This window comes from Brachyspira pilosicoli (assembly GCF_036997485.1).
GTDB classification, from domain to species: domain Bacteria; phylum Spirochaetota; class Brachyspiria; order Brachyspirales; family Brachyspiraceae; genus Brachyspira; species Brachyspira pilosicoli_C.
On record NZ_JAWLPU010000001.1, the window covers coordinates 554,120 to 570,200 of the forward strand.

A 16,081-nucleotide genomic window follows, 5' to 3' on the forward strand; every position below is an offset into this window, starting at 1 on the left:
AAAATTATAATTTACATTATATAAAAAATATATTTACCGTGCGTTAATAAAAATACACTAATCTAATAAACGCTTGGGCGGGTGTGCTTTTATTAAATGAGCATTAAAAATAAATAAAATAATAATTGCAAATTAATGCAAAAAATTTTAAATGGCGGGAAATTAAAATAAAATTTTTTATATGATTCAAAATACAATTTCACTAAATTTTTTTATAACTATAATTCTAAAAAAAGAACTATATATAGCTTTTAATATTTTAAATTTAAATATTTTTATATAAATTAATAGATAAAAATCAAAATATTGTTTATAATATTAATGTGGGTTTGTATTATGAAAGAAATTATATTCAATATAATATTAGTTTCTATAACTTTTCTTATTGTATATAAATGTTATAAAACTAGTACAACTATAGTATTGTATACTGTAAAGACAAAATATAAATTTTACAAGATTCTTCACAAATACTATAATATATTTTTTATAATTTTATTTATTATATCCTTATTTTCTTTTGCTTTTATATATTTTCATCATACCAACAACGTAGAAAAAAGATTTGATAAAGCTCTTAAATCATACGAGCAAAGCCTATCAAATATATTTAATAATTTATCAATAGAAACAAATAATTATACAAATGAAAGCATAGCATCTAATACATCTTCATTATGCACAAAGGACAGAATATCAATAAATAATAACAATATTATAAATATGAGTGAAGAAGATAGTTTTGATGAATTAGAAAGATCTTTTGAAATAGGTTTAGATTTATTAAAGGCATCACTTTCAGAAATAATGAAAAACTCAAATGATGTTCTCACGTTCTGGTTTGCTTTTCTATCAGTGATAATGGTTGTATTTACTTTTGCAGGAATTTTAATTAATAATAATGTTTTGGAACAATCAAAAACTCAATTAAAACTTATAGAGAAAGAGGCAAGAGAATCATTAAAAAATATAAAAGAAGAAAGTAAAATAGAAACGAAAAAATTAATAGATGAGAATAAGAAAAATATACAAATATCAAATTTATTTAATTTAGGTATTCAAGCTATCAATAATAAAGATTATAAATTATCTGAAAAATATTTTTCAGATATTATTAATTTAGATAATAGTAATTCAGCAGCTTACAATAATAGAGGTATTTCTAAATACTATCAGAATCAATATGATAAATCTATAGAAGATTATAATGAGGCTATAAGATTAAATCCTAATTATTCAACTGCTTATAATAATAGAGGTATTTCTAAAAATTCTAAGGGTAAATATGATGAAGCTATAGAAGATTATAATGAGGCTATAAGATTAAATCCTAATTACTCAGAAGCTTATAATAATAGAGGTGTTTCTAAACATTATCAAGGTAAATATGATGAAGCTATAGAAGATTATAATGAGGCTATAAGATTAAATCCTAATTATTCAAAAGCTTATTTTAATAGATATAAAGTTAAATCATTATTATTAGCAAAAATAGTTGATGAAAATTCAGAAGAATACAAAAAATCTTTTGATGATGCTTATAATGATTTAGATACGGCATTCAATTTAGCTAATAAACAATTGAAAGAAACAATAAAAAATCATGTTATTGATAAAGCTAAATCAGATGATAAAATCGCAGAAAAATTCTGTAAAGAAAAAGACTGGAATATAAATTAAAAAATTTAATTACATTCCCCACCCTCTATGTTTTTTGCTTTTATCAGAACTTCTTAGCTTTGTATTTTCTTATTATCTAATAAGAAATTATAACGCCCACCCAAGTTTTGTTTAATAAAAAAATTATTGACCGCACGCAGAGTGTATTGAAAATATACGCTTATTTCAAATTGTAATTTCAACTATATACAAAAATGCATTCACCGTGCGTTCATAAATTTCATATTAATGAATTTTTGCTCTAATTAAATAACAATTATTTTTATTGTATCTCGTTTATAACCACATCTGCAGAAATACCATATTTACCTTTTAGAGCTTCGTATGCATCTTTTGAGCCTTTAGGTACATTTATAGTTTTTAAAGGAGTATCTTTAAAAATATCATTTCCATTCATTGAAGGAGGATTAGCTGACAAAAATGTTATGCTTGTTAATAACGGGCATGTATAAAAAGCTGAATCCTCAATATTTTTAACACTAGCAGGTATAGTGATAGTTGATAATTTACTACACCAACCAAAAGCAGAGTTCCCTATAGTTGTTAATTTTGGATTTGCACCTTCAAACACAACATTTTCAGCACCGCTACATGCATAAAAAGCTAAATCCTCTATAGAAGCAACAGACTCTGGTATAGTTATAGTTTTTAATCCAGAACAGCTTGTAAAAGCAGATTTAGGTATAACACTTAAATTTTTAGACAATTTTAAAGTTTGTAATTGCCTACATGCCTCAAATGCCTCTTTTCCTATACTTGTTACAGAATCAGGCATATCAATACTTTCTATAGCAGAAATTTCAAAAGCATAATCATTTATAGTTTTTAATCCATCAGGTAAATTAATATTTTTTACTTTTGTATTGAAAAAAATACTGCTTCCTATTTCTTGTAAATTTTTAGGCATATTTACTTCTGTTAAAACTTTACAATCAAAAAATACTTCATCTCCCAAAACAGTTATATAATCAGGTAGAATAACTTTTGTTATGTTATAATACATAAGTGCAGTATTTACTAATATATAATCAGGGAGTTTATTATTTTGAAATGTCACATTTTTTAATGACACTATTATATTGTTAATGTCTTTAATCTCATTTATTATACCGCCAAGACTGTTAAATTTATCATAATTTTTTGTAGAAGTACCTGTAAATATTACTTTATATTCGCCCTTATCTTTATAATATTTTTCTAATGCAGCTTTTATGGTTTCTGCTGTGGCAGTATCTATATCTATGCCGTATTTTTCTACATCTTCATCTGTAGTAGGCGTATTATTATTGCCTCCAGAAGATGCTCCTCCCTCTGATGTATCAGGAGAAGTTGATTGGCTTTTGCATGATAAGAACAAAGCCAAAATTAAAATTATTACTTTTTTCATTCTTAATCCTTATTATATAAATATAACAAAAAATATTATTTAACCAATAATTTTATTAAACCTCTTTATTTTTAAAACAAGCTCAACGCACGCAAAGAAAAACTTAAAATATAATTTTATTAAGAATTGAATTTGAATTATAAACAAAAATACGCCTACCGTGCGGTGAATAAATTATTGGTTTAATCAAGTTTTTTGTGCCAATTATTCAATATTATATATACGAATTCCGAATTTGTAATAAGGCTAAAACTATATTTGAGGAATATTTATTATGCGTTATTTTAGTTTGATTTTTATACTTATTTTTAATATATCTTTTTTATTTTCTCAAAATACTAATACTGGTAAATTGGACCAATTATTAGATTATGCTAATACAGGCAATATTAATGGAATAAAAAGATTAATATCTGATGGTTCTATTTCTAGTTATATAAATTTTGGAGATATGCAGGGGCATAATGCTTTAATAACAGCTACTTTTAGAGGTTATAAAGATATAGTTGTTTTGCTATTATCTCAAAAAATAGATGTTAATGCTAGCTGTATACATGGAAAAACTGCTTTAACTTATGCAGCAGAAAACGGATATGTTGATATAGCTTCTTATTTACTTGCTAAAAATGCTAATCCAAATATAAAAGTTAATAATGGCACTACAGCTTTACTTCAAGCAGCTGGAAAAGGGTATTATTCTATAACAGAAATGATTATTAATGCTGGTGCTGATGTTAATATGTCTGGACTTTATATTAATCCAGATGATGCTAATTATAATATGACTCCTCTTATGGTTGCTGCCTATAATAATCATGATGATATAGTTAAATTATTGCTTGATAATGGAAGCGAAATAAATAAAGTTAATAATGTTGGAGCTAATGCTTTATTTTATGCTATAGCTAAGGGCAATGGAGAAGTGGCTAAAATGCTTCTTGAGAGAAATGCCGATGCCAATGTAGTATCTAGTTATGGATATTACGGCAATATTACAACACTTGCTTTAGCTTCATCTTTAGGGTTAAATGATATAGTGTCATCACTTTTAATAGGTAAGGCTGACATTAATTATAGAATGGCTGATGGAAGAACTGCTTTAATATGGGCTAGTATATCTGGTAAGAAAGATATTGTTTTATCATTAATTAATGCTAATGCTGATGTTAATATTAAAGATAATGACGGTAAAACAGCTTTAATGTTTGCAGCAGAGAATGGCGATTATGATTCGGTTCAATATTTACTTGACGGCAATGCAGATTTAAGTATAGTAGATAATTTATCAAAAAATGCTTTAATGTATGCTATGGAAAACGGAAACACTGATATAGTGGATTTAATTACAAAAAGAAGCTTGGTGAAGAAATAATTTATTAAAATATAGAAAGTGTATGGGGTTTGGATTATATAAAAAGGCTTTGAACTATATGTTTAAAGCCTTTTGTATTGTGTAATTATTATTATTGTTTTGTAATTGTACCAGTATGAAGTTTGTTGCCATCATCTATACTGTAAGAACCAGTTTTATTATCACTATTAAACATTAATGTTAAAGTTAAAGTTAATGTTGATGTTGAATATGTTAATATTACATCATATGTTTCATTTCCTTTATCCATAGCATTATTGCCATTAAAATCTACTCCTTTAGTATTTACATTTACAGAACCATCTTCTTTTATTGTAATAGTGCCGCTTCCAGTTCCTCCTGTACTACTATCTTCTTTAAAATCCCAAGTACCAGCATGTTTAGCTATGCCTTGAGCAGTCTGTGTTCCATCTCCTGTTTTGTCTGCATTGCTGCAGCTTACAGCTAAAACAGTCACTAAAAATAAAACCGAAATTAAACTTAAAAATTTTTTACTCATATTTTACTCTCCTTTTTTATATTTTATTCATTAATTATTTTTGATATAGTTCCTTCTCCAATAAAGTCATCATATATAGTACCAGAATTATCAGATTCAAAAGTAATAGTTACTATAGAAGGATCTACAGTTGAGCCATGTTGTACATTCATAGTATATTTATTTCCAGAACCTTGTACATTTTCAGCCTTTCTTTCTCCTGCAGTATCTTTTATAATTACTATTCCATTAGTACCTATAATAATATCATAAGTAGTCATACCATTATCAAATGTAGCTGTCCAAGTGCCTGCATATTTAGCTATGCCTTCAGGAGTTTGAGTTGTACCGCCGTCACCTGTTTTGTCTTTATTGCTGCAGCTTATAGTTAAAACACTCATTAAAAATAAAACCAAAATTAATATTTTTTTACTCATAATTTCATCCTTTTTTATTTTAAAATAAAAGGCTTTGAACTAGATGTTTAAAGCCTTTTAATTTTTAAATTAAATATTTATTGTTTTTGTTTAGACATATTACCACTTCCACTACTTTCAGGGTTATCAGATATAGATAGAGTGAAACTTCCACTATTATCATTAATAAATTTCAAAGTGAGAATATATACACTGCTATCTGGACCATTTGGTGTAAATTTAACCTCATATATTTCATTACCTTTGTCTGTAATATCGTTAATTGATGTCTGTTGTTCTGCTCCAATATTAAGGTCTATAGTACCATCATTTTTTATTGTCATAGTCATATTAGCTTGTCCTTGTTGCTGATTAGGAGTAAGTGTCCAAGTACCTTCATAATACCATAAACCTTTGTTTCCGCCATTTTGTTTTCTTATAATTCCAGTTCCCCAAAATTCAGAACTATCAGTTATAGTACCTGAAGTTCCATCATTAAATGTAATTGTTATAGTATCATTTTCATCTGAAATACGCTTTATTTTCATAGTATATGTATTTCCATTTTCTGTTATATCTGTAGCTTCTTTTTTAGTGAGTGAACCATCATCTATAGTTACTGTTCCATCATTACCTATAATAACCTCATAACTATTAACATCACTAAATTTAGCTGTCCAAGTGCCTGCATATTTTGCTATGCCTTGAGGAGTTGGAGTTGTACCGCCGTCACCTGTTCCGCCTGTGCCGCCATTTCCGCTATTATTATCACCGCTTCCTGTTTTATTTGCATTGCTGCAGCTTAAAACAAGAATACTGCTCAAAAACAATATACTAACCAACCTTAAAACTCTTTTACTCATATTTTACTCTCCTTTCTTACTTTTATTAAATATAACAAAAATAAATCATTTTTTCAAATTAATTTTTATTATAATTCCTTATATTTAATACTTATATTATATATAAAAAAATGGATTATTATGAATAAATACAGCAAAAAAACAGAAATCAAAATATATAATTTTATAAAAAAAAATAACCCGACAATCGAAGAAATAGCTAATGAATTAAATATAAGCTATGATAAATTAAAAAGCTATATCAATAAATCTAGTAAAAAATATAAGAAAACTCTAATAAAAAAAATTAGAAAAGCAAAAGATGAATATTTTATTGACGCTAAAATAAAAATAGAAAATGCATTAATAAAAAAGTCATTAGGATATTATAGCAAGGATATTATAAAAGAAATAAAAATAGATAAAGAAGGCAATGAGTCTAAAACAAAAAAAATAGTTTATAAATATAATCCGCCAAGCGAAAGAGCAATAATAGTTTTTCTTGAATTATTAAAAAAGCGCAATGATAAAAGATTAGAATATATAAGAAAAAAAATAGAAGAGAAAGAAGATAATAATAGAATTAATATAAGAGTAGGGTTTAATAATTAATAAAAAACCTATGCTAAAGAACAGCATAGGTTTAAAAAGGGACGAAAGAAAATAATTTGTATATAATATTATAGAAATATTATTTTACCCTAGCACCTTTACCTCTTACTCTTAATTTTGTAGAGAAACCAGATTTTACAATCTCATATCTAGGCATAATTAAAAAATCATAATTTGTATCTTTCAATGCTTCTGCTATAAGCTGTTCTTTCAAAGTTTCATCTCCAGAATCATATGGAAGCTCTGCTGTTAAAACTTCACCTACTACAATATCATCTCCTGTAAGCTGCAAACTTTGAGGTATATTATCTACAGTTGCTATTGTTGAACAAGATAAAAAAACTAAAGCAAATAATACTGCTGCGGCAACATAAAAAGATTTTTTCATTTATATATCTCCTATTCTTTTGTTTTTTTGAATTATATAAAATTTTCTAAAAAGTTGATTTGAAGTATTAAAAAAAATTAAATACTTCAAAAAAAAATTAGTTTTTTGTTAACGCACGGTAAGCATAGTTTATAAATAAAACAAATTTTGCTTAATAATTAAATTTATGTTTTTTTATTTTCACACCGTGCGTATAAGATTTCTTATAATTACTTATAATTTTTACACATTTGAGACAATTTATGAATATTGATATAAACATTTTAAAACCTTTTGAAAAATGGATTAACACTGAAAAACGACTAAAAATAGCATTCGGCGGACGAGGCGGCGGAAAAAGTGAATCTATTGCAAGAATATTAATAGCTAAAAGCTTTGAAATTAATGGAGTGATATTATGTGCGAGAGAGATTCAAAAATCTATTTCATACTCAACCTACCCTCTTCTTATAAGCATTATAAAAGAACTCAATTTAAATGAATTTTTTATAGTAAAAAGAAATGAGATAATAAATAAAATTACAAACTCTAAGTTTATATTTTTAGGAATTAGAGAATGTTCTATAGAAGAGATTAAATCTATTTATAATGTAAGAATATGTTTTATAGAAGAAGCCCAAACTCTCACACAAAGAAGTTATGAAATATTAGAGCCTTCCATAAGGGCAGATAAAAGTGAAATATGGCTTGCATTTAATCCCCGTTTTGAAACTGATTTTATTTATAGGGTTGTAAGTCAATTTAATTTAGATAATAAGGTTTATAGAGATAAAACAAACAAAGAGTATTATTATAAAGAATATGAAGATTCTAATATATTAATTACTTTTATTAACTATGACGGCAATTATTATTTTAGCGAAATATTAAATAAATCAAGATTATCCACATTAAAACTTATGCCAAAAATGTATGAACATATATGGCTTGGCAAAATTAAAAATAAACAAGGAAAAGTTTTTTTATATTCAAAATTAAAGTTCTATGATGAAAATAAAGAAAGAGAGAAAATATATTCTTATGAGCATAAAGCAATAGTAGACCCTGCATTTGGTGAGTATAATTGTTTTACTGCTGTTATAGTTTATACGCAAATAGGTAACGATATTTACTTGATAGACAGCGGGCTAATGCGTAATGATTCAAACTCAACAACTGATGAAGGCATCACAAATTTTTTAGTAAGCAGAAATGTAAAAAAAATATTCTGCGAAAGTAATTTTGCTCAAAAGGAATTAGTAAAAAGACTTGAGAAACATTTTGAAGTAACGCCTTTTTTTGTGCATAAAAATAAAATAGAGAGAATAGTAAATGCAAGTTATGTGATATATGAAAGAGTATATTTTCCTATAGGCTGGCAGGAAGTACCTGATGGTTCTGACACAGATAAATGGCTTCAAACAAATAACGGACGCGGATATATAGCTCTTCGTCAATTGCTTAATTTTGATGATTCTATAACCAATATTAAAGGAGATGTTTTTAGTTATTTGGATTTTCCAGATGCTTTATCAAGCTTAATAAGTTTTGGAATGGAAGAGACAGAAGATAATGAAAAAATTGAAGAGGATAAAGATAATAGTTTGATGGATTTTATTTTTGGGAATTAATTTTTTATAAATTTTTTGTTGTTTTTTCCCGCATCAAAAAGTGCAAGTTCTATAGTTTTATAAGTATTCTAACTTCATATATAATAGTTTTTTATTCAACTTTTACCGCCGCAAAAAGTTGCAAAAAGTGCCAACATTTTAACTATATATGTTGGAATATAATTAAATATAAAAAATAATACCATATGTTTTCAGATATACTTCATAAAAATGCAGCCTTTTTGCTTCTTTGTGGCAACAAAAGAAGTGGGGTGCGGGGCAAAGCCCTGCAAATATTTTAGTTAAACAAATAATTTTTTATATTAATGTATGTTTTGTTTTATTCAACTTTTTCCCGCAGCTACGCGGTGCGGACTTCGTCAAAGAACCAAAAAGTGCGAGTCTTATAACTTTATATCTTTGGAATATGTAAAACTAAAATAATATCTACATCTTGTAAATATATATAAAAAAGGAGCATATATGGATAATAATTTAAACTATATAAAAGAAATGAATGAAGAGCTTATTAAAACTCAAACTTATATAGGCAGTATTAATAATGCTATCGGTGTTGAATTAAAAGAAAGTTCTAATGTTGCTGCTGACTCTATTAATTTAATTAAAGAAAATATAAACAAAATAGATATAAAAAGTTTCTCTTCTGATATTAATAGTATACTTTCAAGCACATCAACTTTGTACGGAAGTATATCATCAAGTTTTTTTTCATTTTTTGATTATGACTTGAGTATTTATGACAATGCTATAAATGATGCAAAACAAAAGCTTGAAGAGTTTAATAATTATCAAAATGAACTTAGAGAAAGCAACAAAGAAAAAGAAGAAGAGTATTATAATGATTTTTTAGCTCGCTTAGATGAGGAATTAGAACTTGCTATAGAAAATGATGATTTGATGAGTGCTGAGGCTATAAGAATAAAAAAAGAAGAAATAGCAAAAAAAAGAGAAGAAGAAAATAAATTATTATTATTAGAAAAAGAAAAGAATGAACAAAAAGAATTATTAGAGAGAAACTTAGCAGAGGCTGAATATAAAAAAGATTATGCTAAATGGGAAAATGAAGTAAAATTAGCGGAGATGGAAAAAAGTAAGGCTATTGCCGATGCTGTATTAATACCTTCTCTTGCAATAGCAAAGTCTGCATTAGGTGTTGCTACTTCTTTTGCTGAGGGAGGTTTGGTTGGTTTTGCTGCAGGGTTGGCTGTTTCTGCTACAACTATTGCTTCTGCTGTTTCTGCTGCTTCTGGAATAGTATCTTCAACAAATGCTTTAGACAGTGTAAAATCTAATCCCCCTACCCCTCCAAAGTTTGCTTTTGGCACTACAGGTTACACTATACCAGAGGGAGGTACTGCTATAGTTGGAGAGATGGGGGCTGAACTTGTTAGAAATAATGGAGGTAAAATCACCGTTCAAAGTAATGCACAATTAAATGATAATTATAATTCAAAAGATGGTATGCATATAGAAAATGTGATTTTTAATGTATCTCAAGTATTAACAGAAGAAGAAGTTTATAAGTATATGAATGATTATAAATATAGAAACTCACAAATGTATGTAAGATAATTAATAAAATAATATATATAAAGTATTAAAATATATTATTTAATTTTGAAGCATAAGCAATTTTATATTATGTTAATTTGAATAAAAAATCACAAAAAAGTTTTACAAAATGCATTTTTTCCTGTTTTTTATAGACAAATTGTAGGTTTTGTCCTAAATTTATCAAAAATCATATTGACATTTTCTAAAAATTCCATATATTTAAAGCTATGAGTAATTAGTTCTCTTAAGTGAGGACATTTTCATTTATTTTTTGTTTTAGGAGTTAATGCCCTAATGGGTGTAACTATAAAAAAATTTAGGAGAAAAAAAATGAAAAAGGTTTTATTAACCGCTATGGCTTTATTGACTATAGCAAGCACATCAGTATTTGGTATGTACGGTGCAGATTCTGATTGGATTGATTTCCTTGTACACGGTAATCAATTAAGAGCAAGAATGAATCAATTTGGATTCGTTTTAGGTAACGATATGATTAGAGGTACATTTGGTCTTAATTCTGAAGGTACTACTTTAGGTGCTATAATGAATACTACTACAGTTACTCCAAATGGTGGAACTACTAAACAATTCTTTAATTTCCTTCCTACAGTTTCTGCAGGTATAGGTTATACTTCTGATGTATTTGGTATTGGTCTTGGTTATAACTATACATATAAACATGATGTTGTACCAGCTCAAACTAAAAATGGTTATGGTCTAAGCATACACACTCCTGTATTAGCTATAAACGCTATGAATGACAGCTTAAGAATAGCTATACCTGTACAAATAGCTATGAAAAATGGTGATATACCTAATGTTTCAGATAGCACAAAATATATGGGTATAAGCATGGACCCACAAATTAGATACTATACTGGCATTGAAGCTATCAATGAAATAAGACTTTATGTTTATTATGGTATGAATCAATATACTGGTCAAGATGGTACAAAACAAACAGCTTCTTCATTTGGTTTTGAATTAAGACCATATTTTGGTGCTACAGTAGGCGATGTTGCTCTTAAACCTTTTGTTAAAATTGGTTATGACACTGCTTTAGATGCTAAAGGTAAATCTACTGCTGTTCCTGCTTCTACTAGAGTATCATCTAGTTCAGTTGTTTATTATAGTGCACCTGTAGCTGGAGATACTACAACTGTTACTTATGATTCTAACCCTTGGGAATTAAGATTAATTCCTACTTTAGGTTTATCTGCTAACAGCGATATAGTTTCTCTTTACTTAGAAGCTGGTGTAGGTTATGTTGCTAATGATACAGGTCGCAAATTGGATGCTGGAAGATATGGAATAACACATAAATTAGGTTGGAGCTCTTACGGTGAGATTTATATCACTCCTGTTAAAGATTTGGAATGGTATTTCGAAGCTGAAATTGGTAACTATAATTTAGATAATCTTGAGACTGCTGGAACTATTGGAGGAGATTTTAACGTTCAGTTCAATGCTTCTACTGGTATTACTTGGTATTTACCTGCTCTATAATAGAGTATTAAAAGCTTAAAAAGACAAGGGGGGCTTGATTGCGCCTCCCTTTTTTATTGCATAAAGTGCAAGTGTTTTGGCTTTATATGTTTAGAATATGTAAATCTAAAACAATATATATTTTATATATATAAAAAGTTGGGATTAATGAAATGCAGTCTTTTTGGTTCTTTGTGCCACGTCTTACCTAAAGGTACTTCCTAGGGTCGCCGACACTCCCTTCGGTCGCAAAAGAAGTTGGGTACACCCTATAGACACGCTTCGCAGGCTGGATAGCCACCGAAATATAAAAACAAAAAATTAATAAACTTAAATATTAAATATTATCTATTTCCTCTATGCTTAAGCCTGTTAGCTCAGCTATAGTTTTTGTATCCATTCCCTTATCTTTCATTGCTTTTGCTATTATCAATGTGCTATATTTTTTACCTTCTTCTCTGCCTTCTTCTCTGCCTATTCCTATGCCTTTTTCTATGCCTTTTTCTATGCCTTGCTCTATACCTTTCTCCCATTCTCTATGAAGTGTTTCTCTTTGGAAATATTCTTCTGCTTCCTTTATCTTATATGCATCAAGTAAGGGATTTTCTGATATAAATGATTTGCATTTTTTATCTACTTCATCAAATATTGTATTTTCTTTTATTAGGTTTGACATTCTCTCGCCTCCAATAAAAAATTTGTACCAACTATTTAAATCTTTATTTAATTTTTTATCATAATTAAATTTCGGCAATTCCAAAAAATGAAATTGGCAATGGTCTGTAAGTATTTTATTGTGTTTTAATTCTTTTAATATATAACAGCTATAGCAATCTTCTATGCCGTCAAATAAGACAAAATCTAAAATATTGATGCTTATAACAGGAAGAAGTTTATTATAATCATCTCCTTTATTTAGGTTTAAACTATAATTGCTAGCCCAATAAAATAATGTTCTCTTAATAAAAGTTTCATTGCCTTGCAGCTGTATCTCTATTATAACAACTTCACCTGTGTCGGATGTGCATTTTATATCCACCACGCTTTCTTTTGAATTAAGATATTTCTGCAAATTAAATGGGTTTAATATCTCTAAAGTTTCAAAAGTTTTGAAGTTCAAATTATCCATAACAGCATTAACAAAATTTAATACTATTTTTTCATTTCCAAGATTTGAAAAAAGATATCTTACAAAACAATCATTCTTTTTGTTTAATGTATCTACAGTGATGTTAAACTCATTCATAAATATATTATAGCAAAATAGAAGCTAAAAGTCAAAAACACTGTTATTTTAATATTCAATTAAAAAATATCTTTTATGATGATAGTCTCATCTCTTCCAGCTCCAACAGACACTATTGATATTTCTGTGTCAATTACTTCGCTTAATCTTTTTAAGTATTTTTTAGCATTTTCTGGAAGTTTATCATATTCTCTAATGTTTGTAGTGCTTGTTTTCCAACCGTCAAACTCTTCGTATACAGGTTCAACTTTTGAAAGTATATCCAAATCTGCTGGATAATCTTCTAATATTTCGCCGTTATATTTGTAGGCAACACATATTTTTAGTTTATCCAATTCATCTAATATATCAAGCCTTGTAATAGCTATAGAATCAAGCCCATTAACATAAGAAGCATATTTTACAACACAAGCATCAAGCCATCCGCATCTTCTTGCTCTTCCTGTAACAGTACCGTATTCTCCGCCCTTATCTCTTATAAACTGCCCAACATCATCAAAAAGCTCTGAAGGGAAAGGACCCTCCCCAACTCTTGTAGAATAAGCCTTAACAACCCCTATAACATTATCTATCTTTCTCGGTCCAACTCCAGAACCAGTACAAGCACCTCCCGCAGCAGGATATGATGATGTTACAAATGGGTAAGTTCCATGGTCTAAGTCAAGCATTGTAGCCTGAGCACCTTCAAATAATATGTTTTTCTTTTCTTTTATTGCTTTATTTAATATTGTAGTAGTGTCAGCAACATAAGGTCTTAATCTATCAGCATATTCTAAATACTCTTTCAATAACTCTTCGTAATTAATTCCTTCATGATTATAAAGCTTTTTAAGAAGTTTATTTTTAAGTTCAACATTAAACTTTAATTTTTTAGCAAATACTTCTTTATTCATTAAATCAACTATTCTTATACCTAAACGGCTTGCTTTATCCATATAACAAGGACCTATTCCGTTTTTAGTAGTGCCGAGTTTATTTTCACCCAAATCCTCTTCTTGAAGTTCATCTAATATTTTATGATAAGGCATAAGAACATGAGCTCTGTTAGATATTTTTAGATTAGACATATTAACTTTTTTTTCTATAAGACCGTCAATCTCACTTAAAAACACCTTAGGCTCTATTACAACACCATTACCTATAATACACACTTTATCTTTATGAAGTATACCAGAAGGAAGAAGCCTTAATTTATATTTTATATTATCAACAACAACGGTGTGTCCTGCATTACTTCCGCCCTGAGAACGAACCACATACTGAGCCTTATTAGCAAGATAATCAACAATTTTTCCCTTGCCTTCATCACCCCACTGTGTACCAACTATAATAACTGAAGCCATAAATATTTCCTCCTAAGTAAAATGTGTTTGTAAAAATATGTGTACAAACTTTTTATAAAAAACACACGAAAGATATTATATAAAAGAATTATCACAATTTCAAGCACTAAAAATCAATAAAGTTTTTATTTACTTTTGTTTTAATTGAATATATTATTGTTTTCTAAGAATTACAATATGCTCATTACACATAGTTTCTGATTTTTTGCCTGCTATATTTGTTGGTGAGTTTAATGATGGCATTACTTTGTTAATTATATTTCTATTAATTGTATAAACATAATCCATATTATATTTACTTGCAATTTCTGTTATTATCTTATCTGTTTTTAAAAGTTCTCCTTTAACAGTTCTGTTTGCAACCACCCAAAATTGATAAGCTCCTTTTTTAGTTTTTTTAGAAATTGAAGATATTGCTTTTTCTAAGTCTAAATAAAAACTATACACATCACCAGCGCGTTCTAAATCAATATTTTTAATAGACTTAAGTGATTTATTTAAAGTTTTACTTGGAATTGAAAATTCAAATCCTTTTTTAAACTTAGCTCCTCCCATCAATTTTTTATCAAGCGTCATTATTTCTTTTTGAGAAAGTTCAAATAAATCTAACCATTGAAGTGATAATCTGCTGTATTCTCCATAAGCAACCGTTGTTCTGCTGTCTCCATAAGGAGGAGATGTAATTACTAAATCAATAGATAAATCAGGAATACAAAATAAGTCTATAACATTATTATTAAATATTTTAACTTTTGAATTACTATTATTTTTTAAACAGGCTTCAACAAAACTATACATTTTTTCAATATTACTTTCTAAAATATAAGTGAATTCTTTTAATACATCTGGAGTAAAATTTTCAACTTTTATTGGAGACATTCTAAACATTTTAAACTCTCCGTTTCTGCGATTAGATACAATCCTAATTAATTCACTAAATGCCACAAATACAAAATTTCGTATATTTTCATTTTTGATTGTTAGAATATGTTTTTTAATCATTTGAAGCTGTAATATCACTCTCGGTTTAAACCAATAGCCAATATTTTTAAAATCAGGTACTTCAAAATTAATTTTATTTAATTTTATATATTCTCTAAGATATTTTGGAGCATTATCTCCCCAACCATTTTTTGATGTAATATCAATTTTTTTCTTACAATACTCATCTGCACCTTCATAAAAATTCATATTTTCATTATAATCATTATTAATATTTTCTAAAAAAACTGAAACTTCTTTTTTAAGCTCATGTATATTAAGTTTATTAGTTTTTACTTTTGAAATAAGTATAGCAAGCGGATTAATATCGTTTCCATACACTGTTTTAATATTAGCAAGCATACCTTCAACAAGAACTGTACCTGAGCCAGAAAATGGGTCAAGCAAAGAATCAACCTCCATAATTTGCTTAACTATATTAATAATATTTCTGCTTATAGGCGGTACCATTACAGCTGGATAATTATGTATAGTATATTCTTTTGTGTTTTCATTTTTGAAATCCCAATAATTGTTAGGAAGCTTTTTAAGTATAGATATTAATTTTTTATCTGTTTCTAACTGATGAGCTATTGTTTTTTGTTTCATAATTAATAGATTTTTTATATAGAGTTTCTTTATTCTAAATTAATAATAAATAAAATCAATAATAAAAAGGCTCAAACT

General features: G+C 27.6%; 14 protein-coding genes. 6 read left to right on the forward strand and 8 right to left on the reverse strand.

Annotated elements, in window-relative coordinates; all coding sequences use genetic code 11:
- Positions 1-336 precede the first annotated feature (336 nt).
- Positions 337-1,680 carry a tetratricopeptide repeat protein gene (locus tag R4I97_RS02375; protein WP_335783537.1) on the forward strand — a complete coding sequence of 448 codons (1,344 nt, stop codon included), beginning with the start codon at positions 337-339 and terminating at the stop codon, positions 1,678-1,680.
- Positions 1,681-1,942: 262 nt separating this feature from the next.
- Here R4I97_RS02375 and R4I97_RS02380 read toward each other — a convergent pair whose 3' ends face one another.
- Positions 1,943-3,067 carry a leucine-rich repeat domain-containing protein gene (locus R4I97_RS02380; protein ID WP_335783538.1) on the reverse strand — a complete coding sequence of 375 codons (1,125 nt, stop codon included), beginning with the start codon at positions 3,065-3,067 and terminating at the stop codon, positions 1,943-1,945.
- Positions 3,068-3,341: 274 nt separating this feature from the next.
- Here R4I97_RS02380 and R4I97_RS02385 point away from each other — a divergent pair, with 274 nt between their 5' ends.
- On the forward strand, positions 3,342-4,439 hold the full coding sequence (locus tag R4I97_RS02385; protein WP_335783539.1) for an ankyrin repeat domain-containing protein: 1,098 nt from the start codon (positions 3,342-3,344) through the stop codon (positions 4,437-4,439).
- 91 nt (positions 4,440-4,530) lie between these two features.
- On the opposite strand, the gene R4I97_RS02390 is transcribed toward R4I97_RS02385, so the two are convergent.
- From R4I97_RS02390 to R4I97_RS02400, 3 genes are all read right to left on the reverse strand, one after another.
- A complete protein-coding gene (locus R4I97_RS02390) occupies positions 4,531-4,938 on the reverse strand; it encodes a hypothetical protein (protein ID WP_335783540.1) in 408 nt (135 codons plus the stop codon).
- 23 nt (positions 4,939-4,961) lie between these two features.
- A complete protein-coding gene (locus R4I97_RS02395) occupies positions 4,962-5,354 on the reverse strand; it encodes a hypothetical protein (RefSeq protein ID WP_335783541.1) in 393 nt (130 codons plus the stop codon).
- Positions 5,355-5,431: 77 nt separating this feature from the next.
- Positions 5,432-6,196 (reverse strand): hypothetical protein, encoded by a 765-nt coding sequence (locus tag R4I97_RS02400; RefSeq protein WP_335783542.1) that lies wholly within the window; start codon positions 6,194-6,196, stop codon positions 5,432-5,434.
- Positions 6,197-6,316: 120 nt separating this feature from the next.
- On the opposite strand from R4I97_RS02400, the gene R4I97_RS02405 reads away from it, so the two are divergent.
- Positions 6,317-6,787, forward strand: coding sequence for a hypothetical protein (locus tag R4I97_RS02405; protein ID WP_335783543.1), 471 nt, complete (start codon positions 6,317-6,319; stop codon positions 6,785-6,787).
- 79 nt (positions 6,788-6,866) lie between these two features.
- Here R4I97_RS02405 and R4I97_RS02410 read toward each other — a convergent pair whose 3' ends face one another.
- Positions 6,867-7,175, reverse strand: coding sequence for a hypothetical protein (locus tag R4I97_RS02410; protein ID WP_219708171.1), 309 nt, complete (start codon positions 7,173-7,175; stop codon positions 6,867-6,869).
- Positions 7,176-7,417: 242 nt separating this feature from the next.
- Here R4I97_RS02410 and R4I97_RS02415 point away from each other — a divergent pair, with 242 nt between their 5' ends.
- From R4I97_RS02415 to R4I97_RS02425, 3 genes are all read left to right on the forward strand, one after another.
- Complete coding sequence (locus R4I97_RS02415) at positions 7,418-8,785, forward strand: phage terminase large subunit (protein WP_335783544.1); 1,368 nt, start codon at positions 7,418-7,420, stop codon at positions 8,783-8,785.
- Between the two features lie 462 nt (positions 8,786-9,247).
- Positions 9,248-10,357 carry a hypothetical protein gene (locus R4I97_RS02420; protein WP_335783545.1) on the forward strand — a complete coding sequence of 370 codons (1,110 nt, stop codon included), beginning with the start codon at positions 9,248-9,250 and terminating at the stop codon, positions 10,355-10,357.
- 312 nt (positions 10,358-10,669) lie between these two features.
- The gene (locus R4I97_RS02425; protein WP_335783546.1) at positions 10,670-11,845 is read left to right on the forward strand and encodes a cell surface protein; all 1,176 of its coding nucleotides are present in this window, start codon (positions 10,670-10,672) and stop codon (positions 11,843-11,845) included.
- Between the two features lie 316 nt (positions 11,846-12,161).
- On the opposite strand, the gene R4I97_RS02430 is transcribed toward R4I97_RS02425, so the two are convergent.
- The 3 genes from R4I97_RS02430 to R4I97_RS02440 all read right to left on the reverse strand — a co-directional run bounded on the left by R4I97_RS02430 (position 12,162) and on the right by R4I97_RS02440 (position 16,003).
- Positions 12,162-13,070: an Rpn family recombination-promoting nuclease/putative transposase gene (locus R4I97_RS02430; protein ID WP_335783547.1), complete on the reverse strand. Its 909-nt coding sequence runs from the start codon at positions 13,068-13,070 to the stop codon at positions 12,162-12,164.
- A gap of 59 nt (positions 13,071-13,129) precedes the next feature.
- The gene (locus R4I97_RS02435; RefSeq protein ID WP_335783548.1) at positions 13,130-14,413 is read right to left on the reverse strand and encodes an adenylosuccinate synthase; all 1,284 of its coding nucleotides are present in this window, start codon (positions 14,411-14,413) and stop codon (positions 13,130-13,132) included.
- 153 nt (positions 14,414-14,566) lie between these two features.
- A complete protein-coding gene (locus R4I97_RS02440) occupies positions 14,567-16,003 on the reverse strand; it encodes a DNA methylase (protein WP_335783549.1) in 1,437 nt (478 codons plus the stop codon).
- Positions 16,004-16,081 lie beyond the last annotated feature (78 nt).